This window comes from Pontibacter populi (assembly GCF_040278685.1).
Classification (GTDB): domain Bacteria; phylum Bacteroidota; class Bacteroidia; order Cytophagales; family Hymenobacteraceae; genus Pontibacter; species Pontibacter populi.
In genome coordinates this window covers 58,367-79,986 of sequence record NZ_JBEOKT010000018.1, presented here as the reverse complement: position 1 = coordinate 79,986, position 21,620 = coordinate 58,367, and the positions used below count along the sequence as shown (strand labels likewise).

23 protein-coding genes are annotated in these 21,620 nt (G+C 46.7%); 10 read left to right on the top strand and 13 right to left on the bottom strand.

All coding sequences use genetic code 11. The features are described 5' to 3' along the window. Nucleotides 1-38: 38 nt before the first annotated feature. From ABS362_RS16390 to ABS362_RS16380, 3 genes are read right to left on the bottom strand one after another with little or no spacing between them, the layout of a single operon-like run. Nucleotides 39-1,115, bottom strand: a complete 1,077-nt coding sequence (locus ABS362_RS16390) for a lysylphosphatidylglycerol synthase transmembrane domain-containing protein (RefSeq protein WP_350413733.1) — start codon at nt 1,113-1,115, stop codon at nt 39-41. Nucleotides 1,116-1,157: 42 nt separating this feature from the next. Continuing rightward, on the bottom strand, nt 1,158-1,928 hold the full coding sequence (locus ABS362_RS16385; protein ID WP_350413732.1) for a segregation and condensation protein A: 771 nt from the start codon (nt 1,926-1,928) through the stop codon (nt 1,158-1,160). Nucleotides 1,929-1,934: 6 nt separating this feature from the next. Then, a complete protein-coding gene (locus tag ABS362_RS16380; protein ID WP_350413730.1) occupies nt 1,935-2,132 on the bottom strand; it encodes a hypothetical protein in 198 nt (65 codons plus the stop codon). 130 nt (nt 2,133-2,262) lie between these two features. Between ABS362_RS16380 and dxs the strand changes: the two genes are divergently transcribed. From dxs to ABS362_RS16365, 3 genes are all read left to right on the top strand, one after another. Next, nucleotides 2,263-4,179, top strand: a complete 1,917-nt coding sequence (gene dxs / locus ABS362_RS16375; RefSeq protein WP_350413729.1) for a 1-deoxy-D-xylulose-5-phosphate synthase — start codon at nt 2,263-2,265, stop codon at nt 4,177-4,179. 453 nt (nt 4,180-4,632) lie between these two features. Then, nucleotides 4,633-5,409 (top strand): alpha/beta fold hydrolase, encoded by a 777-nt coding sequence (locus ABS362_RS16370; protein ID WP_350413728.1) that lies wholly within the window; start codon nt 4,633-4,635, stop codon nt 5,407-5,409. 94 nt (nt 5,410-5,503) lie between these two features. Beyond that, entirely contained in the window at nt 5,504-6,661 is a 1,158-nt protein-coding gene (locus ABS362_RS16365) for an MFS transporter (protein ID WP_350413726.1), read from the top strand. A 53-nt stretch (nt 6,662-6,714) separates the two neighbouring features. Here the strand turns inward: ABS362_RS16365 and ABS362_RS16360 are convergent, their stop codons facing one another. After that, complete coding sequence (locus tag ABS362_RS16360; protein ID WP_350413725.1) at nt 6,715-7,137, bottom strand: hypothetical protein; 423 nt, start codon at nt 7,135-7,137, stop codon at nt 6,715-6,717. Between the two features lie 213 nt (nt 7,138-7,350). Here ABS362_RS16360 and ABS362_RS16355 point away from each other — a divergent pair, with 213 nt between their 5' ends. After that, nucleotides 7,351-7,662 (top strand): LysM peptidoglycan-binding domain-containing protein, encoded by a 312-nt coding sequence (locus ABS362_RS16355; protein WP_350413724.1) that lies wholly within the window; start codon nt 7,351-7,353, stop codon nt 7,660-7,662. A gap of 62 nt (nt 7,663-7,724) precedes the next feature. On the opposite strand, the gene ABS362_RS16350 is transcribed toward ABS362_RS16355, so the two are convergent. Further along, entirely contained in the window at nt 7,725-8,366 is a 642-nt protein-coding gene (locus ABS362_RS16350; protein ID WP_350413722.1) for a hypothetical protein, read from the bottom strand. 85 nt (nt 8,367-8,451) lie between these two features. Continuing rightward, nucleotides 8,452-8,871 carry a nucleoside-diphosphate kinase gene (locus ABS362_RS16345; protein ID WP_340326760.1) on the bottom strand — a complete coding sequence of 140 codons (420 nt, stop codon included), beginning with the start codon at nt 8,869-8,871 and terminating at the stop codon, nt 8,452-8,454. A 216-nt stretch (nt 8,872-9,087) separates the two neighbouring features. Here ABS362_RS16345 and ABS362_RS16340 point away from each other — a divergent pair, with 216 nt between their 5' ends. From ABS362_RS16340 to ABS362_RS16330, 3 genes are read left to right on the top strand one after another with little or no spacing between them, the layout of a single operon-like run. Next, on the top strand, nt 9,088-10,113 hold the full coding sequence (locus ABS362_RS16340; RefSeq protein ID WP_350413720.1) for a DHH family phosphoesterase: 1,026 nt from the start codon (nt 9,088-9,090) through the stop codon (nt 10,111-10,113). 24 nt (nt 10,114-10,137) lie between these two features. After that, complete coding sequence (locus tag ABS362_RS16335; RefSeq protein ID WP_350413719.1) at nt 10,138-11,100, top strand: FKBP-type peptidyl-prolyl cis-trans isomerase; 963 nt, start codon at nt 10,138-10,140, stop codon at nt 11,098-11,100. Between the two features lie 28 nt (nt 11,101-11,128). Next, nucleotides 11,129-11,689, top strand: a complete 561-nt coding sequence (locus ABS362_RS16330) for an FKBP-type peptidyl-prolyl cis-trans isomerase (protein ID WP_350413717.1) — start codon at nt 11,129-11,131, stop codon at nt 11,687-11,689. A gap of 71 nt (nt 11,690-11,760) precedes the next feature. On the opposite strand, the gene recO is transcribed toward ABS362_RS16330, so the two are convergent. The 4 genes from recO to ABS362_RS16310 form a co-directional block, all read right to left on the bottom strand. After that, entirely contained in the window at nt 11,761-12,474 is a 714-nt protein-coding gene (gene recO / locus ABS362_RS16325; RefSeq protein ID WP_350413716.1) for a DNA repair protein RecO, read from the bottom strand. Continuing rightward, a complete protein-coding gene (gene porZ / locus ABS362_RS16320) occupies nt 12,475-14,742 on the bottom strand; it encodes a type IX secretion system anionic LPS delivery protein PorZ (protein WP_350413715.1) in 2,268 nt (755 codons plus the stop codon). 10 nt (nt 14,743-14,752) lie between these two features. Next, nucleotides 14,753-15,346 carry a thymidine kinase gene (locus ABS362_RS16315; protein WP_350413713.1) on the bottom strand — a complete coding sequence of 198 codons (594 nt, stop codon included), beginning with the start codon at nt 15,344-15,346 and terminating at the stop codon, nt 14,753-14,755. Between the two features lie 201 nt (nt 15,347-15,547). Further along, nucleotides 15,548-15,868 (bottom strand): 2Fe-2S iron-sulfur cluster-binding protein, encoded by a 321-nt coding sequence (locus ABS362_RS16310; RefSeq protein ID WP_350413711.1) that lies wholly within the window; start codon nt 15,866-15,868, stop codon nt 15,548-15,550. Between the two features lie 36 nt (nt 15,869-15,904). On the opposite strand from ABS362_RS16310, the gene ABS362_RS16305 reads away from it, so the two are divergent. After that, nucleotides 15,905-17,002, top strand: coding sequence for a DUF8457 domain-containing protein (locus ABS362_RS16305; RefSeq protein WP_350413710.1), 1,098 nt, complete (start codon nt 15,905-15,907; stop codon nt 17,000-17,002). A gap of 290 nt (nt 17,003-17,292) precedes the next feature. Next, nucleotides 17,293-17,676, top strand: coding sequence for a hypothetical protein (locus tag ABS362_RS16300; protein WP_350413708.1), 384 nt, complete (start codon nt 17,293-17,295; stop codon nt 17,674-17,676). A gap of 16 nt (nt 17,677-17,692) precedes the next feature. On the opposite strand, the gene ABS362_RS16295 is transcribed toward ABS362_RS16300, so the two are convergent. The 3 genes from ABS362_RS16295 to ABS362_RS16285 all read right to left on the bottom strand — a co-directional run bounded on the left by ABS362_RS16295 (nt 17,693) and on the right by ABS362_RS16285 (nt 19,981). Beyond that, the gene (locus ABS362_RS16295) at nt 17,693-17,872 is read right to left on the bottom strand and encodes a hypothetical protein (protein WP_350413707.1); all 180 of its coding nucleotides are present in this window, start codon (nt 17,870-17,872) and stop codon (nt 17,693-17,695) included. Between the two features lie 61 nt (nt 17,873-17,933). After that, nucleotides 17,934-18,551 carry a bifunctional nicotinamidase/pyrazinamidase gene (gene pncA, locus ABS362_RS16290; RefSeq protein WP_350413706.1) on the bottom strand — a complete coding sequence of 206 codons (618 nt, stop codon included), beginning with the start codon at nt 18,549-18,551 and terminating at the stop codon, nt 17,934-17,936. A gap of 2 nt (nt 18,552-18,553) precedes the next feature. Beyond that, a complete protein-coding gene (locus tag ABS362_RS16285; protein WP_350413704.1) occupies nt 18,554-19,981 on the bottom strand; it encodes a nicotinate phosphoribosyltransferase in 1,428 nt (475 codons plus the stop codon). A 195-nt stretch (nt 19,982-20,176) separates the two neighbouring features. On the opposite strand from ABS362_RS16285, the gene ABS362_RS16280 reads away from it, so the two are divergent. Then, nucleotides 20,177-21,169: an AAA family ATPase gene (locus ABS362_RS16280; protein ID WP_350413703.1), complete on the top strand. Its 993-nt coding sequence runs from the start codon at nt 20,177-20,179 to the stop codon at nt 21,167-21,169. The last annotated feature ends 451 nt before the right edge of the window (nt 21,170-21,620 follow it).

Sequence of the window (21,620 nt, the reverse complement as noted above, 5' to 3'; positions counted from 1 at the left end):
ACCCATGTTACTCTTTCAAACTATAGGTCTTTTAAAAATTACCCTTTAATTTCAGAAGCAAACTCCTCGTGTTCCTTCGGCTGGCGACCAAACACTTTGGCGATCCATTTCGGCAGGAAGACCGAACCCAGTATCAGATATGGATAATAGGTGATCAGGCGGTACAGCATTACCACCACGTTACTGAAACCACCCAGGAACAAGCCGAAGAAACTAGGGAAAGCCATCTCTACGATACCCGCGCCACCTGGTGTGATCGCAATCAGCATCACGATCCAGAAAATAAGGTTGCGGGAAATGATAAGCAGGTGCTCGGCTAGCGTTACATCGGTAAAGGCTGCAATAAGACAGTTTAAGAGGAAGTAACGGGCACACCACACAAATACCGTTGAAAGGATTGCACGGGTCCAGTAGGCGGCATTTTTACCTTTCAGTTGCTGCGATGCCCAGATGATCTCGTTACCATGCTGAAACGCATTAACCCGCCATTTGCGCAGAAACTTGATAGAGGTGATCTTTAGCAAAAGCCATTTAAATGCACGGGGCTTTACAAACAGCGCATAGATCATCAGGAACGTGTACAGGGCAATTAAACTATAGCTCACATAAAACGCCCATTTCAGTTTACTGATATCCGATGCTTCAAGGCCGAAGGTAGGGAAAACTTCGCCTTGGGTAGCCAGCAACGCAATCGGAGCGGCTACTATAAAGAACATGTTATCCAGCACAGCCGTCAGCATCACATAGGCCAGCGACTTACCCAGCGGAATACCTTCTTTGTTCAAGATGATAGTGGCAACTGTAGTTCCGCCCACAACCGACGGCGTAACGGCAGAGGCAAATTCCCAGAGCATGATCACGTCGAGGCTGTTGCGCCAGGTCAGAAATTTATCCGTAAGAGAACGGATGCGGTAAATGTAGCCTAAGTCGCGGATAACAAGTACAAGCAACGCAGCGCCAAGCCACCACATATTCGCATCAGCTATACTCGCCAGGTCACCTAATTTATCGTCTTTAATAAACAGCCAGGCTGTAGCACCCAACCCCAGGAAAACCGGAATAAGCACCTTAACCGGGCTAAAGCTTTTAAGTATTGTTTTTTGGTTCTGATCCATGCAGGTTACCTGGCTATCTTCTCTCTCCGGAGCTTTATGTTACTACTCTACCAGCAGTTGAGTTACCTGGGCAGCCTGCCCTTCGGCTATCGTTATTGTAAAATCGTTAAAGCCCTCGCCCACTTCAATGCCGATCAGGTTCAGTTGCAGCATGTCCAGTATCGCCAGGAAGTTAAAGATCATTCCTATCTTATCCGGGAATTGGCTGATCACTTCTGAGAAAGTGGTGCGCTGTCGCTCTGTTACTAACCTGAGAATGACATCGCGCTGACCTTCTATAGTATATGGGTACTGTATAACGGTATGCTTCGGGCGGTTCTGCTCTTCTTCGTAGCGGTGCATCACTTTATCAAACACCCGCATCAGCTTATATAGGTTCAGATCCTGCAGCTCGTACTCAAAATTGTTGGCGTTGGCTATAACCTGCAGCTCGGCGTGTATATTGCCGCGGTTTTCCTGGGCAAGGCGCAGGTCTTCCATTTCTGATAAGGCTGGCACAGCGCTTTTATACTTTTTGTATTCCAGCAGGTGCTGTACCAGTTCCTGGCGCGGGTCAATTTCGTTGCCCTCTTCATCCTTTTCGGTGCGAGGCAGCAGCATTTTAGCCTTTATGCGCATTAGCGTGGCAGCAGTTAGTATAAAATCGCTGGCCACCTCTATGTTCAGCTTCTCGAGTTGCCTAATGTAGTCCATAAACTCATTCGTGATCTGGAAGATCGGAATGTCGTGTATGTCCAGCTCATCGCGCTCAATAAAAAAAAGCAGCAGGTCGAACGGCCCCTCAAACAACGGTAATTTTATCTCGAAACTCACTATACTTTAGTTTTTTGCTGCAGCGCCGGGCGCTATAAGAAGAACAAATTTAAACATTTTTGGCTGATTTGGTGTAACTCCAGGTTTATAGTTGACTACAACACGCACCACCAGCTGGCATAGATTACCTAACCATCGCTCCGCAACTATAGTTCTGCAGCACCCTACAGGCTTTACGGTATAAATTTTGATTACTCCGGACATGAAAATAAGAAGCCGGGTAATTCGTTTGTAGTTTTTTATTAATTTTACCTTTTGCCCGGACGTTTACAATTTTTTGCGCCCGCAAACTTTTAACAAAATAAATTGTTGAGGGTCTTATAAAGAGAACGGTATGATCATTAAACCCGGAGAGTTGCTTGCCTCCATAAATACACCTGAAGACCTGCGAAAGCTGAAGCCGGAGCAGATGCTACAGGTTACCCAGGAATTAAGGCAATATATAATTGATGTAGTGGCCATGCATGGCGGACACTTTGGTGCGAGCCTGGGTGTGGTAGAGCTTACTACAGCCCTGCATTACGTATTTAATACGCCTTACGACCAGCTGGTTTGGGATGTAGGCCACCAGGCATATGGTCATAAGATCCTGACCGGCCGCCGCGAAGTATTTCATACCAACCGCAAATACGGCGGCATTTCCGGTTTCCCGAAGCGTAAAGAAAGTGAGTACGATACCTTTGGCGTAGGACACTCGAGCACGTCTATTTCGGCGGCGCTGGGCATGGCTGTTGCCTCGCAGTATAAAAACGAAGCCGACCGCCACCACATTGCCGTTATCGGCGATGGCGCTATGACGGGTGGTATGGCTTTCGAAGCTCTGAACCACGCCGGTGCTACCAATGCCAATTTGCTTGTTGTGCTTAACGACAACTGCATGAGCATCGACCCGAACGTAGGCGCTCTGAAAGAATATTTAACCGACATTACTACCTCCCGCACCTACAATAAGGTACGCGACGAGATCTGGAACATACTCGGCAAGATCAGCAAGTTTGGCCCGAATGCACAGCACATTGCTTCTAAAATAGAGAGTGGCATTAAAGCTTCTATTTTAAAGCAGAGCAACCTTTTCGAAGGACTGAAATTCCGTTACTTTGGCCCGATAGACGGCCACGACATCAATCATCTGATATCGGTAATGGAAGACCTGAAGCACATACCGGGTCCGAAAATACTACACTGTATTACCACAAAAGGAAAAGGCTTTGCCCTGGCAGAAAAAGACCAGACCAAATGGCACGCGCCGGGTTTGTTCGATAAAATTACCGGCGAGATCTATAAAACTGTTCCTGAAAAACCACAGCCACCGAAGTACCAGGATGTGTTCGGCCATACTATAGTTGAGCTTGCCGAGCAGAATCCTAAAATTATGGGTGTTACGCCTGCTATGCCATCTGGCTGCTCGCTTAACATTATGATGAAGGCCATGCCCGACCGCGCTTTTGACGTAGGCATTGCCGAGCAACACGCCGTTACGTTCTCAGCTGGCCTGGCCACACAAGGTATGATCCCGTTCTGTAACATCTACAGCACGTTTATGCAGCGCGGCTACGACCAGGTGGTACACGATGTGTGCTTACAGAACCTGCCTGTAGTTTTCTGTTTGGATAGAGCTGGCTTTGCCGGTGCCGACGGCCCGACACACCACGGCGCTTACGACATAGCTTACATGCGCTGCATCCCGAACATGGTGGTATCTGCCCCGATGAATGAGCAGGAACTGCGCAACCTGATGTTTACTGCTACACAAGACGGAGCTGGTCCGTTCACGATCCGTTACCCACGCGGCGAAGGTGTTATGCCGAACTGGAGAACCCCGCTGGAAGTAATAGAAATTGGCAAAGGCCGCACCGTACAGGAAGGCGAAGAAGTTGCTATACTGACTTTCGGCCACATTGGTAACTATGCGGTAGATGTTTGCAAAAAACTTAGCTTCGAAGGTTTGACCCCAGGCCACTACGACATGCGTTTTGCCAAGCCGCTTGATGAAGAGTTATTACACCATATATTCTCGAAATACAGCAAAGTGATTACCGTAGAAGATGGCTGCCTGCAGGGTGGTTTCGGGAGTGCTGTGCTGGAGTTTATGGTTGATAACGGCTATAGTTCGCAGGTTAAGCGCCTGGGCATGGCTGATACTATTTACGAGCACGGCTCACAACTGGAATTGCACCGCGAAGCTGGCTTTGCCCCGGAAGACATCGAGCGTACTGTGCGTGAGATGATCGGTGTGGCGGTTAAAGTATAGAGTTTAGACGTTACTAATTAGATATTTGAAAGCCCCACAGGTGTTGTACTTGCGGGGCTTTTTTTTGTCTGAATCAGGATTTACAGGATTTTAGGATTAGCAGGATTACTTATAGACCTAGCAGCGTGCGCAGCTCCTGCGAGTCGAAGATCCCGGACTTGATTCGGGATGTCTGGAGTTATAGTTGAAGTGATCCAACCACCCCTGCCCCTCCTTGTCTAAGGCGGGGCGTTTTCTGTCTTTGCTATAATTGGATTCAAAGTTCTATAGTTGCGGCCCTAACACCCCTGTAGTCCCCTCAAGGGGACAGTGCTTCTTTAATTATAGTTGCTTTCATAGCTCTATAGTTCCTGTTTGTAATCCCTTCCTTTCCTTGCCAAGACTCAACAATGGTGATTTGACCCGGTGTTGCAGATATTCCGTATTTACTATCTTTACAACAAACTATAAACTATGCCACACTCCACTTACACCGATGCCGGCTCCGGCGACACGCTGGTTTTCCTGCATGGCTTTGCCGAGAGCAAGCAACTATGGACGGACTTCAAAAAGCCGCTGCAGCAGAAGTTCAGAACGATAGCTTTTGACCTGCCGGGCTTCGGCAACAACACCGCCAATATTACAGACTATAGCATGGAGGCAATGGCCGATTATGTGAAGCAGCAACTGGATAAGCTGGATGTGAAAAAGTGTATTTTAATTGGGCATTCGATGGGTGGCTATGTAAGTATGGCTTTTGCAGAAAAGTATAGCAACATGTTAAATGGTCTTTGCCTTTTCCACTCCTCTGCCCTACCCGACACCGACGAAAAGAAAGACAACCGCAACAAGACCATAGAGTTTGTAGAGAAGCACGGGGTAGAGAAATTTATGCAGTCGTTTGTAGAGCCCCTGTTCTTTGCAGATAACCGCGACAAACTCCGTAGCAAAATAGACCTGATGAAGAAGATCGGGACAGCTACTCCACAGGAAAGTATAACCGGCGGTCTGGCAGCCATGCGCGACCGCCCCGACAGAACCGATGTGCTAAAGAAAGCAAAGTTTCCGGTGCTGTTCATTTTTGGCAAAGAAGACGGTGCCGTACCAATGGACAAAGCTCTGGAGCAATGCCACCTGCCCAACAACAGCATGGTTTACTTCCTTGGCCAGACCGGGCACATGGGCATGTTCGAACGCACCTACGAAACCCGCAAAGCCATCGAAAAATTCGCCGAAACGATCCTTGGTTAGTTAGAAAGTTAAAAAGTTTGGAAGTTAGAAAGTAGTTTTTCTTCCATTGCTTAAACTTTTAACTTTCTAACTTCCAAACTTTTTAACTTCGAACATGCGCCGCATCTTGCCAACTATAGTTTTTACCCAGTTTGCGGGCACGTCGTTGTGGTTTGCGGGTAATGCGGTATTGCCGGAGCTGCAACGGGAGCTTAACCTGGAGCAGGATGCAGTGGGGCTAATCACATCATCGGTGCAGTTAGGGTTTATAGTTGGTACGCTCTGCTTTGCTCTTCTTTCACTAGCAGACAGGGTATCGCCGCGGTTGCTTTTTATGCTTTGCGCCGTGGCCGGGGCTGCTGCCAATACCTTGCTGGTCTTCCTTCCCGGCGATCTTACAACAATACTTTTATTACGGGTGGCAACTGGCTTTTTACTGGCTGGAGTTTACCCTGTAGGCATGAAGATAGCGGCTGGCTGGTACAGCGGTAATTTAGGCAAAGCTATAGGTTTTCTGGTTGGGGCATTGGTGCTAGGCACGGCATTTCCGCATTTGTTACGGGCTTTTGGCACCGGCCTGCACTGGCAAACTATGCTGCTAACGATAAGCGGGCTGGCTGCCGTTGGCGGAATAACCATGTACCTGCTTGTACCCGACGGACCTTACCTGCGCAAAGGCGCTGCTTTTGATGTGCGCAATATGTGGCAGGTTTTCAAGTTAAAGGAATTCAGGGCGGCGGCATTGGGCTACTTCGGGCACATGTGGGAGCTGTATACGTTCTGGGCGTTTGTGCCGGTCATACTGGCGTATAGTTTACCTCATCTCACTACTATAGAGATCTCTTTTTATAGTTTTTGTATAATTGCTGCAGGCGCTGTGGGTTGTGTAGGCGGCGGTTATTTGTCGCAGCGTTACGGAAGTGCAAGGGTAGCTTTTGTGCAGTTGCTACTTTCAGGTTTATGTTGTGTGGCTACAGTGTTTATGCTACAGGTAAGTTCAGCTATCGTTGTCATTCCGTTCCTGGTATTCTGGGGTATAGTTGTAGCCGGTGATTCTCCCCAGTTTTCCGCATTAAATGCCCGCACAGCGCCGCAGCATCTGGTAGGCACGGCACTTACCGTAGTTGTTAGTATCGGGTTTGCGCTAACTATAGTTAGCATTCAGTTTACCGCACAGATTCTAAAAGTTGTGCCTGTGCCCTTTGCTTTTGCATTGCTTGTAATAGGCCCTATACTAGGTTTGCTTTCGCTCAGGCGGCTGGTAGGCAGGTAATAAAAAAGCCGGCTGTTACGCCGGCCTCTCAAGTCATGTTATAGTTACTCGTATTACTCTGCTTCCATTACCATTTCCGAACCGTCTCCTGCTCTCAGGCGAAGCTCATCGTCACTCAGTTTCAGCACATCAAAGTTCTCCGACACGTTCTGGTCTTCAAACAGCAACGTCAGCTTTTTAGCGCCCTGGTCATAGGTCCAGGTTCCGGTTTGCAGGGTGCTGGCACCGCCCATCGCGAAACGACCATCCGCATAAAACTGCAGGTTCTGCTCTTTTTCAGCGTCAGTCAGCTTCTCTTTATCGCCGGCTGCGCTAGTTTCTTTTTTAGCTTTCCAGGTTTTGCTGCTGGTACCCGATAGCATGCTTTCAGTGCCGGCTTCGTCGCCACCGCAGCTTACAAATACTACCATTAGCAACATCATCATTGCTGATTTCATAAAGCCCAGCAACACATTCTTTTTCATTGAGATTTTCATAGTTTTATTCTGTATGTTTTGCATAATCATTCGGCTCTACTACTGCAAAGCCTGTGCATAACGTACGTTCCCTTTCTGTTTAAAGTTGATATTGCAAACAACCTTCTAACACAATCACTTATACAACAAACTAACTGTAAAGGCGTATTTATTTAAGCGTCCTTATGGAAGGAATGCTACTAAACGAAGAAGTTTTACACTAAATATTTTATTATGGGATTGTTTGATTTTTTAAAGAAGGGGAAAGAAGAGCCTGCTAAACAACCAACAGGTACACCAAGAACCAACCAGATGCCTGGTCAGCCTACGCAAGGTACTACAGCATCTACAAACCAGCAGCATGTTGGCGCTACAAGCCAGGATACCTACACTGTTCAGTCCGGCGACTCGCTTTCTAAAATTGCGCAGCGCCAGTACGGCAACGCCAGTGCCTGGACCAAGATCTATAATGCAAATAAAACAACTATCGGCGATAACCCGGACCTTATTAAACCAGGTCAGAAGTTAACCATTCCGAGAGACTAACTTATAGTTAGGATTGACTCAAAACAAAAGACCGGCGAACTCAATTGCCGGTCTTTTGCTTTTTACATTAATCTATAGTTTATTCCTACAGAAACACCAAGGTCATGCTCGCTATAATCTGCATTAGCTGGCTCGATGCGGTTACTAAGCTGATATTGGAACTGACTTACTAAAGCCAGGCGCTCGTTGAGATTATACTGTATTTCAACCGGAAGATTCAAGGTCAGTTCCCGCCTGTACTTATTTGCATTATTCGGGCGAATAAGAAAGTCTTTATAATCTTTTTCTATCCTGCTTTCTGAAAAATACTCATATTTAGATCCAAGGCCGATTCCGATACTCCACTTCTCTCCTAAAGAGTATAGATACATCACCTGAAGTGCCGCCGCAAAGTTAACGTCTCTAAGTTTAGCATCTGCTATAGGTCGTCTGTCTTCATCTATAACCTGCACTTCTCCAGCATACTGGCGTTCAGCAACCTGAATAAGACTTACCTGTATTTTGCTTTGAGACGATATCGGCAACTTTGCCCAAACTCCTGCTCCTGCTTGTAGCCCAACACCAAAATCTGTTTCATTTGCTCTGGCACTGCTAACTAAAGTATAAAAAGCACCAACGCGACCTGTTAATCCATAAGATAAAGTCTGAGCACTTACTGTTGTACCCAACAAAATAAAAATAAGCAGTAAAAGTCTCTGTTTCATAAACTATAGTTTGTTCTTCATAAAAAAATCCCGCCGGAGCAAACTCCAACGGGATTCTTCAAATCAATAAGTATTCTTTTTGTGCTTAGAAACGCTCGTCAGCAGAGAAGAAGAAATCACCTTCGATCTGTGCGTTCTCGTCAGAGTCAGAACCGTGAACAGCGTTAGACTCGATAGACTTAGCATATTTCTTACGGATAGTACCTTCTGCAGCCTGCTCAGGGTTTGTAGCGCCAATCAGAGTACGGAAATCTTCTACAGCATTGTCTTTCTCCAGGATCATCGCAACGATCGGGCCTTTAGACATGTATTTTACAAGGTCGTTGTAGAACGGACGCTCTTTGTGTACTTCGTAAAATTTGCCTGCACGCTCTTCAGTAAGTCTTGTCTTTTTCATCGCAACAATGCGGAAGCCGCCTTCTTCGATCATTTGAGTAATGCCGCCAATGTGGTTATCTGCCACTGCATCCGGCTTGATCATGGTAAATGTGATGTTTCCTGCCATGGTATGTCGTATTTATATTATGTTTCTGTTTTACGGGCGCAAAATTAGTGCATTTATAGTTAATATTGCTAAAGTTTGCTGTTATAGTTTGCCAAAACCAGATTGGTAACTTTACGGGCTTTATGGTGCAAAACGGCTATTTTATTGTTTTAGAAGTTATTTCTTCAGAAATTCGCACCTTATTTCCCTACTAATCAGAGGAATTAAACCTAACCTATGTATGATGTTAGCGCTCTAAAAGAGCTTCTGAAGGAACCTAAAGAGGTGATGATCACCACGCACCATAAACCGGATGCCGATGCACTGGGGTCGTCTTTGGGTCTGGCAGGTTACCTCAAAAAGAAAGGGCACCGTGTTACTGTGGTTACGCCATCCGATTACCCGAGCTTCCTGAACTGGATGAGCGGTAACGATGATGTGATCATATATTCTGAGAAGAACGACGCACTGGTGCAACGCATCATTTCTGAGTCGCAGGTTATCTTTTGCCTTGACTTTTCGAACTTGTCGCGCATAAACGAGATGGGCGAATACATCAGGGCAGCATCGGGCACCAAAGTACTGGTAGACCACCACCTGCACCCCGAAGATTTTGCCCAGCTACAGTTTTCTAATACAAATGCTGCCGCCACTGCCGAGATCGTGTATGATCTGATAAAAGACATGGGCGACGGCGACCTGATCGATACTTTTATCGGAGAGTGCCTTTACGCAGGCATCATGACGGATACCGGCTCGTTCCGCCACCCAAGTACTTCGCCAAATGTGCACCTGATCATTGCCGATCTGCTGAACGTGGGTGTAAAAACATCAAACATCCACCGCCTAATCTACGACAGCTCATCGGAACTGCGCCTGCGTTTTTTAGGCTATGCTCTGAAAGAGAAACTGGTAGTGCTGCAGGAGTATCATACCGCTTATTTTGCTATAACTGCCGAAGAACTGAAAGCTTACGACTCCAAGACCGGCGATACCGAAGGCCTTGTGAACTATGCGCTATCTATAGAAGGCATTGTTTTTGCAGCCCTGATCATCGACCGCTCGCAGGCCGTTAAAATGTCGTTCCGCTCGGTAGGCGATTTCTCGGCCAACGAGTTTGCCCGCGACCACTTTAATGGTGGCGGACATAAAAATGCAGCCGGCGGCATGTCTTTGGACTCGCTGGAAGCAACCGTACAAAAATTCGAAAGCCTGCTGCCACAATATAAAGAACAACTGCAGGCTGTCGCTCAAAACAGTTAATAAAAATCTAACCTTAAATAATCAATGTTATCTAAAATCAAATTCCTGTTGCCAGTAGTAGCTGGTGCCCTGATGGTACAAGCCTGCAACAAAAACAACGACGAGTTCTATACATCAGCTGACGGCCTGACTTATAAGGTCTTCGAAAAAAATGATAAAGGAGAGTACGAAAACAAAGGCGAAGTAAACCCTGCTGATAGCACTGGTGCTAAAATCGGCCAGGTAGTTACGTTCCATTGGGCTATCAAAAATGCTGCAGACTCTACGTTTGCTGATACCCGCACGCAGGGTCCTAAAATGCCTATCATATTGCCATTAATGGCGCCAACTATGAAGGGTGGCCTTGAGAACGCACTTTCTATGATGTCTCCGGGCGATAGCGGTGTGTTCAAGATCAATGCTGATACACTTTTCGCTAAAACATTTGGCCAGCCGTTGCCTCCGTTCATTAAGCCAGGTTCGCAGCTTACCTTCTTCATCAACATGGAGAAAGTACAGTCTAAAGCTGACGCAGAAGCGGATTACGCTAAAATGATGGAAGAGCAGATGCAGAAAGCACGCGCTAACGCTGAGCAGCAGTTAAAAACTGACGATGCCAAGATACAGGCTTACATTAAAGAGAATAACCTGCAGAATGTTAAGAAAACAGAGTCTGGCGTTTACTACATAGTTACTAAAGAAGGTAAAGGCCCACAGGCTAAGGCCGGCGACCAGGTAGCTGTACATTACAAAGGCACTTTCCTGGATGGCAAAGAGTTTGATGGCTCGCGCAGCAACCCGATGGCTGGTGGCAAGCCATTTGAGTTTACACTTGGCCAGCAGATGGTAATTAAAGGCTGGGACGATGCTATTGCACAACTGAAAGAAGGCAGCGAAGCAATTTTACTTGTTCCGTCTCCGTTAGCTTACGGCGACCAGGATCGTGGCGAGCAAATGCCGGCTAACTCTATCCTACGCTTCGATGTGGAGCTGGTAGACATTAAATAATTAGTTGAATAAAAATCACCGTTAAGCTATGACCTTACTGACCCTTAAAAACAAATTACGTAAAGGTAACGGCCTGTTGCAGACCCTGCTTTTAGTAGTTACCATCTTATCTTTTACAGCCTGCGCCGAAGATGATACAGAGCGTTTCTTTTTTGATGAGGAAGCTCAGAAAGTAAAAGACGAAGAAGCTATCCGTAAATACTTCCGTGATAATAATGTAGACACAACTGCCGTAGTACGCACGCAGTCTGGTTTGTACTACCTGGAAGTAACTGAAGGAGAGGGCGAAGAAATTCAGCTTAACGATACAGTTGAAGCACATTACATTGGTCGCTTTATTAATAACTTAATTTTTGATTCGTCTTACAACAGAGGCAAAGCTTATACATTTGTTGTAAGAGAGTCAACTCTTACTGAGCAAGGTGTTATTAAAGGTTGGGCAGAGGGCTTACCGTTAATGCGTGTTGGTGGCGAAGGTTTCTTATATGTTCCGTCGCACCTGGCTTATGGGCCGTATCCAGACCCAAGTAGTTCTATTCCACCAAATGCTGTTCTTGTATTTAATATAGAAGTACTGAGCAAAAAATAGCTTAACTATAGTTCTGAAATAAGAAAGGGCGATACGGATGTGTCGCCCTTTCTTATTTTTATAGTTAGCGGTTACTCCGCCAGCACTTCCGAGAGTATGCTTAATGATTTTATTTCGCCCAATTTGTCGACATGCAGTTGGTAGTAGCGCACCAGTACCGCCAGTAGTTCCCGCCTTACACGCCCGTTTGGTATGGTTGCCCGTGCGGCATCGTGCAGCAGCATGTCAAAATATTCTTCGTAAGCCTGCAATGCCAGCACCGTAGGCGCCCCTGTTGCCGATTGCGCATTCGCCGAAAAAGCCACCTGTTCCACGATCTCTTTTCCTGATGTCGGTCCAAAGCCTAAATGGTGGCTTAGCTGCAGCAGAAAAACCAGGTGAAAGTTCTCAAACCCCTCTCCCATTTCATCGAACGCAACTATAGCCTGGTACAGAAAATGGAACAGCGATTGGTTTTCTTCCTCCTCTTTAACCGTTCTCGAAACAACTTCTGACAGAAACAGCAGCATACTGCTCTTGCGGATATCAAACGGGATGCTGGAAAAGGGATGCGCACACTTGTATTCTGAAATGCGGGTCAAGCCACCTTTCGGCGACGTGTACACCACCATATCGAGCAAGGTAAATGGCTGAAAAAGTGCAATACGCGAACCCTTTCCTTTTGCCCGCACACTATTCACGATATACGACTGCACGCCTAGTTGCTCGGTATATACCCGCGCAATAATAGACGTTTCCCGGTACTTCATAAAGTTGAGCACTATGCCCCTTGTCTTGATCAGCATTTACTGCAGTACGGCTATTTTAGAGATACAGGTTTGCTTGCCATCGGCATCGGAACTAAGCACCAGGTAAACACCGGCCTTAGCACGGTCGCCGTTATAATCGCGCACGTTCCAGGTGGCGGTTCCGCCGGTGGCTATGGTTTTATATACGAGCGTGCCGCTGATATCTGTGATGTGCACTTCGGCGTTGTTGGGTAGGTTAGAAATAGCTACCAGGCCCGTAAAACTTTTGCGCACAGGGTTCGGGAAAACGATAGCGCAGTCAGGGGTGCCTTCGGTTATAGTTGCGCCGGCGCGGTACGATGCAATGCCGGCAGCCGTAGCCACAAATACATTCCCGGTTTTATGTTCAACAGCCATGCTATGCACTACATTCGATGGCAACGGGCTGTTTATAGTTGTAAAGTGGTGTACCAGTTCATCGCCATCCGGCCCGAAAAGCCAGAGCCCTTTATCAGTACCCATCCATTTGCGGTTAGCACCATCTATGGCTATGCTCAGCACACGCTGCCCGTCCAACAAAGGTCTTCTGTCTATGATCGGTAAATGGGCTTCGTAATTTCCGGTTTCAAAAACACTGAACGGATTATAAAATACGGCTACGCCTTTGTTAGTACCAACCCAGATATCGCCATTCGCATCTTTAGCTAAACTATAAACCGCACCGCCCGGCAAATTACCAGTACCAGTTCCAACACCCAACCTTTTAACGCGCTGCTGTTTTTCATCAAAAACGATGATACCTGCGTTATTTTCTTTGTCGCCAGTCAGCCATTTGTAGCCGTTATCATCAACCAGGATTTGTTCTATAGTTGTGCCATCCGATATACCGGGCAAAACATATCCACGCATCTCACCATCCGGAGCAACACTAAAAACTGACGGTACCACAGCTCTGCGGCTGGGGTTAACAAGCCAGATAGTACCATCCGCATCGCGAACTAAACTTGTAACCGGTGTATTGGCTGGGTTAATGAGCGAGCTTTGTAACGGGCTGTTGCTGCTGTTATAGTTGGTATAGTTCTTCCCGTCCCAGACTATTAGCCCGTTCTTAAGCGATGCCAGGTATAGTTTATTCGTTGCCGCATCATACACACCATCTACAATATCCTGCACATCATCAGGGAAGGCGGCATCTAAAAAACTGTTGTAAGCCTGCCAACTATAGTTCTCGAAAACACTGAAGCCGTTTGTGTTGGCAGTCGGATTATAGTTCTCGTTATAGTTACCGCCTAAGGCAAAGAGTTTTCCGGCTTCGGCTTTCAGTTTAAAAGCATTTCCAGTATAAGGCCCGCTGGGTGTGAAAACCTGGGCTGCGCCACCAACTATAGTTTTCTGTACCAGGCCTGCACGCGCATCGGCCACCCAAACTACATTTCCATCCACCACAGCATCTTTCGGGGCTTGTATAAACGGGTCAGTCAGTTCGGTTATAGTTTGATTTTTGTTTAACAGCAGTACTTTACTGGTTGCGGTTATAGTCAGGTGGTCTGTCGTTGACTGAAGCGATTGAACAGGCTGATCCATAGTTGTAGCTTGCCAGATTGCTCCATCTAATCTGTAAAGCCCGGATGTTGTGCCTGCATAAACGGCATCATTAAAAGTAGCAATAGAAGTTATAGTTTGCGGCAGACCATTGCTTACACGTTGCCAGTTCCGGAAGTCCTGCAGGTTAGGGCCGTTAAGTTTGCCAACTATAACACCAATGCTGGTTGCCAGGTAAAGGTTGCCGTTGTGTATAGTTGATGTCAGTATATTTAGCTGTTCGCCGTTCGGGCCAAGGTTGCTGTAGGTGTCGCGGATCTCTTTTTTGGTGATATTCAACACAACAACGCCAAACGTTGTAGCCAGGTAAGCAGTGTGGTTGAAAGTATAGATGTGGTTTATCTTCTTCTCGCCGGGCAGGTTCTTCCGGAAAATATCGCTGATGGTGTGAAAGGTGTTTCCTTTCAGCAGATCGACATAGGTGTTGTTGTAGGCAAGCACAAGGGTTTGGCTGGGTTTATCATACCCAATAGCACTGATCTGTTGCTCGCGCAGGCCGTCGGCTTTGGTAATGGCTTTGGTAGCGTTAAATTCTTTGTCGTAATAAAACAGGCCCTGCTCTGCTACAACGTAAACCTTATCGCCGGCTATAGTTACGGCTTTGCCCTGGCGGTAGGGCACGTGCAGTTGCCACACTCCTACCGGCACCTGCGCCATACTTACAAACGCCTGCACCACCCCAAAAAGCAGTAACAGCAAACGTATGGCAGTGTAAAGGCGCATCGGCTATAGTTTATTTTTTGTTTTTGAGACCTTCCTGGAAGCAATGGCGGCAGCGGGCCTCATACGAATCGGTTTCGCCTAACAATACCTGTTGCTCGGAAGCGGCGCTTCTATAGGAGTATGTTGCAATATCGCCGCACTGCACACAAATAGCATGTACTTTGGTTACGTATTCAGCAACGGCCATAAGCGCAGGCATCGGGCCGAAAGGATTACCCAGGTAGTCCATGTCCAGGCCGGCGGCAATTACGCGCACACCACTATTAGCCAGTTTTACGCATACCTCGGCCAGGCCATCATCAAAAAACTGTGCTTCATCTATCCCAACCACATCGCAGCTGCCACCTAACAACAGCATATCCTGGGCAAAATCTATGGGTGTAGAGCGAATGGCATTGGCGTTATGCGACACTACATCTTCGTCGTGATAGCGTTTATCCACCGTTGGTTTAAATATCTCTACGTTCTGCTTCGCGATCCGAGCACGGTTCAGTCTACGGATAAGCTCTTCCGTCTTTCCCGAAAACATCGATCCGCAGATCACTTCTATCCATCCTCTCTTAACTGTATGGCTTGCGCCGCCAACGCGTGGTTCTATAAACATGGTACTAGTTGATTGCTTTTTGTTGGTTGTGGTTGTTAAATTGTTGGATGGTTAACTAGTTGATGGTCTGAACCACAAATTAATCGCGATTTTTAAGATAGTGCAGGATTTGTACTTCCTAATATCATTAAATCCTAAACTCTCTAACTATAAAACCTTTCTAACCTTCTAACTTTTTAACTTTCTAACTATAGAAACTCTTTAACTATAGTTCATGTGTGGCAGCTTTGTCTGCTCAGGTACTTTTCCTGTAATATTACCGCCATGTAACATACATTGGCAGGTAAGGCGTTCGTTATCTTTCAGGCGGCCGTTGTTGCGGTAGCGTTGCTCAGCGGGGCTTAACTCGCCAAGGTGCTCCATACCATCTAAAACTATAATGCGGCAGGTAGTGCAGCGGCCTTTCGTTCCGCAGGCATGCATCCAGTCTATGCCGGCTGCCTGTATGGCCTTAAATAATGTCTGACCTTCGTCAACAGCCACGTGGCGCTGATTCAGGTTTTGCACAATCAAATCCGGCATGTTACCTTTATACTTCAGAGAAGAAAGCTACTCCCAATGGAAGACAAATATAATCAATTACACCTTGAGCGTTACAGCAAAGAGCTGGCAAATATGTTGTGCGATAATCATTTTGCGTCGCATGACACCATAAACGGCCCACAACTGCTTCATTTTGTACCAGTTAAACAAGTTAATCTTTTTGTGATCAAAGAACTGCTGCTGAAGTGGAACCAGGAAATGGCAAACTTGCGCAGCCCGTACTTTGATTTTGAGAACGAAGATGTAAAAGAGGCGCTTCTGAACTTTATGAACGTGCTCTCGCGCAAGATAAAGATGAAGCGCGATGCCTTCGAGCCATTATTGCAGAAAGCTATTTACGATACATTCCTTGTTGTGCTTGCTCCTGCTGTTACCCTCGAAGAGAAGTTTCTGCGCGTGCAGGAAGAGATTACGTTGACTAAACTACAGGAAAACCTAAAGTACATTGATCTTAACAAATCGCTTTTTGCAGGCTTTTTCGAGACACTTTCATCGAGCAGCCGCGACCGCGACTATATTGTTAGCCGCTTTAAACTATACCTGAATGCCCACCAGGGCGAGCGCACCAAACCCGAAACTATAGTTAGCCAGTTTAATGCCCTGTTGCCGCTAAGCACCGAAGAGCTGATCAACCCTGGTGCTGCTCCTGCCCCGTCTCCGGAGGCCAAGCCAACACCGGCAGCTCCCGTTGAGGAAGTGGATATAGTGGCCCCTATAGATATGGCGCAGCGCGAGGCCAGCATAGTTACACCAACAGCGCCGGCACCCGCAAAACCACTTGACCTGAACGAACGCTTTAAGACCGAACGCCCGGCCACGCTTAACGAGAACTTTAAAAAGGCAGCTTCGTCTTTAGCAGACTCGCACAGCAACCAACGAATAGACTCGCTGAAAAATGCGATCTCTATAAACCAGCGTTTCAGTTTTATAAACGAGTTGTTTGAAGGAGATAACCTAACGTATTACCAGGCCATACAATCGCTGGATGCTATGACGGACGCTAACCAGGCTACGCACTTTGTAACCAACGACCTTGCTGGCAAATACGACTGGAGCAAAAAGCAGGACCACGTTAACAAATTGCTGCGCCTGATAGAGCGTAAGTTTGCGTAACCAAACTATAAAAAATACCGAAAAAGCTCATACCTGTACGTATGGGCTTTTTTTTAACTCCGGTCATCTTACAAACAGCAGTAGATGAGTTGCGTATAGTTGTGCCTGAAAAACTTATTCAGTCTGGTGCAGGTGGGTATTGCAAATAATAATCTGAAGTGCTAATTATGCATTTACTTTGCACTTTGGCACCTGGTATTAAATTAAACTTTAGCTTAAAAACTAAGTAATATCTGACACAAAGAGAAAGTTAGCCCGTACTATCAACTTTAAAACTTTTATTATTAGCCATGAGAGACGATTTAGATTTCGACGAGGATTTCAGCTATAGTGATTTCGATGATGAGGAGGATGATGACCTGGGAATAACGTTTGAGGAAGATTTGTACCTCATGATACGGGAGAAACTCCGCGATACTGTGCAGGAATTTAAAGGCCAGTACCCTATGCTTAAAAAGCTTGAAAACGCGATCAGCAATTTCAGGGTAAATGCTAAAAATACAGACGACTCCAAGTTTTATCCGCTTGCAGCCAAATTACTGAGCGAGCACATAAAACCGCTTACAGCTGAGTCTGAAGAGATAGAGGAAATTTATACCAACCTTCAGACCGACATTGCCCGCTTTAAAAACCAGCGCGCGCATGGCCACGAAGGCGAGTTCTATATGTCGTAGATAACTATAGATTTAACTATAAAAGCCACTCCTTGCAGTACAGGAAGTGGCTTTTATAGTTTAGAGGGCTATTGCCTTCGCTCGCGTCCCGCGAGTGTAAGGTATTTAGTGGCGTCTCGCCGTGGCTAAGCATGGTGCCAGATTGTAACTGGCGTGCTCCCAAACTATAGTTTCGCCAGTTGAAAACTGGCTCCAAATCTAACCACCAGTTACCGCTGCCGCTCAAACTGGCGGTATGAACAAGGCTTAATAACTCACTACATTTTCAGCAATATCTTTTTAGCCTGAGCAATTTGTCCGCCTTTACTTAACAGGTGTTCTTTTTTTAGCTCGAAGGCTCCGTCATCTATTGGTCGGCTGGCATCTTCTATCAGCGTGGTTTTAAAACCAAGTTCCAGTGCATCTAAGGCAGTAAAGTAAACACAATAGTCGCTGGCGAGGCCGCAAACCCAGATATCGGTTACGCCGCGACCCTTCAGGTAAGCACCTAGGCCTGTTGCTTTGCGGTGGCCATTATCGTAAAAACCACTATAACTGTCAATGTCCGGTTCCATACCCTTCCGGAAGATGGCTTCTACGTGGTTCATGTGCAGGTCCGGCGAGAATTCGGCGCCGCTAGTGCCTTGCACGCAATGGTCGGGCCATAGCACCTGCTCCAAACCCTCTAAATCTATAGTTTCAAACGTGCTTTTGCCTTCGTGCGCAGATGCGAAGCTTTTATGCCCGGCCGGATGCCAGTCCTGGGTAGCAACCACCAGGTCAACGTATTGCTGCAGTTCGTTTATCAGCGGAATAATCTCGTCGCCATTCGGTACGGCCAGTGCGCCACCCGGCAAAAAATCGTGCTGTACATCAACTATAATCAGTGCTTTCATAGTTATAGGCTTTCTTTTTTATACTTGCTGCGGAGTTCGGTTCTAAGGTCTAGAAGCTGTTTGCTAACTCCCACTTTATAGATATGCGGATTCTCGAAACGTTTATATTCATCTGTAAGCTTGCTTAAGCGTTCGGTAGCGTAGGCAGCAACATCTGTAACCGGCGTAGGTGCATTTGTTGGCTCGCCGTTCTGCATAACCAGCTGCAATAACGCCTCCGAACTATAGCCTTCCAGCGACATGCTTTTATCGGGCTCGTACGGGTGGAGTATAGTTGTCGGTACGGCATCGCTTTCGAGGGCCACGGCATCGGCTACAAAACTCCCTTTATCGTCGGAGTATCGGTACACTTGCTTTAGCCCGGGCAAGGTTGTTTTCTTGATGTTCTCAGATAATTTCAGACGTGGTTCGCCATTGGCCATGCTCAGTTTGTATACGCCATCCAGGGCTGCATCGGGTTTGCCGGTTGCCAGGTTGGTACCCACCCCAAAAATATCGATCGGGGCCCCCTGCTCAAACAAGCTTTTAATAATGTGCTCATCAAGTTGGTTAGAGGCTACAATTTTTACATAGTTCAGGCCTGCAGCATCCAGCATCTGCCGTGCCTGCTTCGACAGGTAAGCCAGGTCGCCGCTATCCAGGCGTATACCCATCAGCTTGTGGCCTTTCTGCTCCATTTCTTTGGCAACCGTAATAGCGTTGGGCACACCAATTTTCAGGGTATCGTAGGTATCAACCAGCAACACACAGCCTTCGGGGTTTACGTTGGCAAAACTTCTGAAAGCTTCTAGTTCATCATCATAGCTCTGTATGTAAGCATGCGCCATCGTTCCGACGGCCGGCATATCGTAAATACTGGCTGCCAGTACGTTTGAAGTACTTGTAAAACCACCCGTAAATGCTGCCCTGCTGGCAAACATTCCGCCCAGTCCCTGAGCACGACGCAAACCAAATTCGCTAAGTGCCGCACCGCGTGCCACCAGTTTTATACGCGCCGCCTTGGTAGCTACTAACGATTGAAAATTGAGGTAATTTAGCAGCACCGTTTCGGCCAGTTGCGCTTCTACTATGTTGCCCTGCACGCGCACCAAAGGCTCCTGCGGAAAAACGATCTCGCCTTCGCGCATACTATGCACGGTACCTTTAAACCTGAACCCATACAAAAAATCCAGAAAATCAGATCTAAACCCGTTTTTATGCAGCCAGTCGATATCTCTGTCGCTAAACTTAAACTCCTGCAGCAAAGGCAGCAACTCTCCTAAACCCGATAAAATGGTAAAGCCCCCACTATAAGGCTGTTTCCTGAAAAAGTAATCGAAAACCACCTGTTCGTTCTGCCGGTTATAGTTAAAATGCGAGTGTGCCATCGACAACTGGTACATATCGGTGTACAAGCCGGAGGTAAGGTCGGTAGAGAAAATATGCTGCATGAACTGCGTTTGGTTAAGATTTATGCAAGTAAAATGTACGCCTGCATACTATACCAGAACTATAGTTTTAATGTTATAAAGCAGGCAATCTGTATAGTTAATTACATTGTGCCGGTGCAAGTACAAGACAATAGCCTAGCAGAAATGCGGTAATATAGCTATATTGGAGTCGTTTTTTCAGAACCCATGAGTTTTATGCCAGTAGAAGAAATTGCATACGAGGACAGAGTAAAGGCTAACCAGCAAAAGATAAAGCAGGTTTTCAGTGAAGTTGGTAAAGTGGTGGTAGGACAATCTTACATGGTAAACCGCCTGCTGATCGGCTTATTTACCGGCGGTCATATTCTGCTGGAGGGTGTTCCGGGTCTGGCTAAAACCCTAACTATAAACTCTCTTTCCAAAGCGCTCCGCCTCGATTTCCAGCGTATTCAGTTCACTCCCGATCTGCTGCCATCCGACCTTATCGGTACGATGATCTATAACCAGAACGCATCCGTTTTTGAAGTAAAGAAAGGCCCTATTTTCGCTAACCTGATCCTGGCAGACGAAGTGAACCGCTCTCCCGCCAAAGTACAGTCGGCGCTGCTGGAGGCGATGCAGGAAAAACAGGTAACGATAGGTGAAACAACCTACATGCTCGACCTCCCCTTCCTGGTACTGGCCACCCAGAACCCTGTAGAGCACGAAGGTACTTACCCATTGCCCGAAGCCCAGGTAGACCGTTTCATGATGAAAGTGTATATTGACTACCCTAAAAAGTCTGATGAACTGGAGATCATGCGCCGCATGGCGAACATGTCTTTCAACGACACAATCAACACGATCCTTTCCAAAGAAGACATCTTCCATATCCGGGACGAGATAAATCAGGTGCAGCTTTCCGAAACACTGGAGCGCTACATTATAGAACTGGTGTTTGCCACGCGACGCCCTGCCGAATATGACCTGAACGAGTTTGCCCCTTACATACAGTTCGGTGTATCGCCTAGAGCCAGCATCGCTTTAAACCGTGCCGCACGTGCCGTCGCTTATTTTGACGAACGCGATTATGTATTGCCGGAGGATATCAAGGAAGTAGCGCACGACGTTATGAACCACCGTATCATTCTGAACTATGAAGCAGAAGCGGATGGCATCAAGACAAAGGATTTTATTGAAGCGATTCTACGTAAGGTTCCGATCAGTTAAGCATTAGATGTCATTCCTTAGTCGTCATTCCGAGCGAAGCCGAGGGATCTTAATTGTCCTATAGTTGCTGAATTTACCCCTTCCCAACCTTCCCCTAAAAACAGGGGAAGGAGCTTAGCTAATGTTCTATAGTTTCTCTATTTGTCATTTCGAACAACGTGAGAAATCTGAATTCTATAGTTAAAGTCCTTATAACCTGAAACAAGACGCAAAGTATTGCGTCTCTTCAACGCCATTTTATAGGGACAGGCTGTAACGATGAAACTATAACCTCAACTATAGCAAAGGCCGAAAGTCCCCCTTTGAAGGGGGCGAAGGGGGATGTTAAACACCAACTATAAAACACCTCCCTACCCTCCTCAAGGAGGGAATTTTCTTATAGCACAAACCCCTTCCCCTATTATTCGAAATAAGCTAAAACCTACCACAAAAAAAGAAACCCACCTGGAGC

Coding starts and splice junctions, on each gene's coding strand:
- ABS362_RS16390 (WP_350413733.1), bottom strand. CDS start 1,115: ATGGATCAGAACCAAAAAACAATACTTAAAAGCTTTAGCCCGGTTAAG.
- ABS362_RS16380 (WP_350413730.1), bottom strand. CDS start 2,132: ATGTCCGGAGTAATCAAAATTTATACCGTAAAGCCTGTAGGGTGCTGC.
- dxs (WP_350413729.1), top strand. CDS start 2,263: ATGATCATTAAACCCGGAGAGTTGCTTGCCTCCATAAATACACCTGAA.
- ABS362_RS16370 (WP_350413728.1), top strand. CDS start 4,633: ATGCCACACTCCACTTACACCGATGCCGGCTCCGGCGACACGCTGGTT.
- ABS362_RS16365 (WP_350413726.1), top strand. CDS start 5,504: ATGCGCCGCATCTTGCCAACTATAGTTTTTACCCAGTTTGCGGGCACG.
- ABS362_RS16360 (WP_350413725.1), bottom strand. CDS start 7,137: ATGAAAATCTCAATGAAAAAGAATGTGTTGCTGGGCTTTATGAAATCA.
- ABS362_RS16355 (WP_350413724.1), top strand. CDS start 7,351: ATGGGATTGTTTGATTTTTTAAAGAAGGGGAAAGAAGAGCCTGCTAAA.
- ABS362_RS16350 (WP_350413722.1), bottom strand. CDS start 8,366: ATGAAACAGAGACTTTTACTGCTTATTTTTATTTTGTTGGGTACAACA.
- ABS362_RS16345 (WP_340326760.1), bottom strand. CDS start 8,871: ATGGCAGGAAACATCACATTTACCATGATCAAGCCGGATGCAGTGGCA.
- ABS362_RS16340 (WP_350413720.1), top strand. CDS start 9,088: ATGTATGATGTTAGCGCTCTAAAAGAGCTTCTGAAGGAACCTAAAGAG.
- ABS362_RS16335 (WP_350413719.1), top strand. CDS start 10,138: ATGTTATCTAAAATCAAATTCCTGTTGCCAGTAGTAGCTGGTGCCCTG.
- ABS362_RS16330 (WP_350413717.1), top strand. CDS start 11,129: ATGACCTTACTGACCCTTAAAAACAAATTACGTAAAGGTAACGGCCTG.
- recO (WP_350413716.1), bottom strand. CDS start 12,474: ATGCTGATCAAGACAAGGGGCATAGTGCTCAACTTTATGAAGTACCGG.
- porZ (WP_350413715.1), bottom strand. CDS start 14,742: ATGCGCCTTTACACTGCCATACGTTTGCTGTTACTGCTTTTTGGGGTG.
- ABS362_RS16315 (WP_350413713.1), bottom strand. CDS start 15,346: ATGTTTATAGAACCACGCGTTGGCGGCGCAAGCCATACAGTTAAGAGA.
- ABS362_RS16310 (WP_350413711.1), bottom strand. CDS start 15,868: ATGCCGGATTTGATTGTGCAAAACCTGAATCAGCGCCACGTGGCTGTT.
- ABS362_RS16305 (WP_350413710.1), top strand. CDS start 15,905: ATGGAAGACAAATATAATCAATTACACCTTGAGCGTTACAGCAAAGAG.
- ABS362_RS16300 (WP_350413708.1), top strand. CDS start 17,293: ATGAGAGACGATTTAGATTTCGACGAGGATTTCAGCTATAGTGATTTC.
- pncA (WP_350413706.1), bottom strand. CDS start 18,551: ATGAAAGCACTGATTATAGTTGATGTACAGCACGATTTTTTGCCGGGT.
- ABS362_RS16285 (WP_350413704.1), bottom strand. CDS start 19,981: ATGCAGCATATTTTCTCTACCGACCTTACCTCCGGCTTGTACACCGAT.
- ABS362_RS16280 (WP_350413703.1), top strand. CDS start 20,177: ATGCCAGTAGAAGAAATTGCATACGAGGACAGAGTAAAGGCTAACCAG.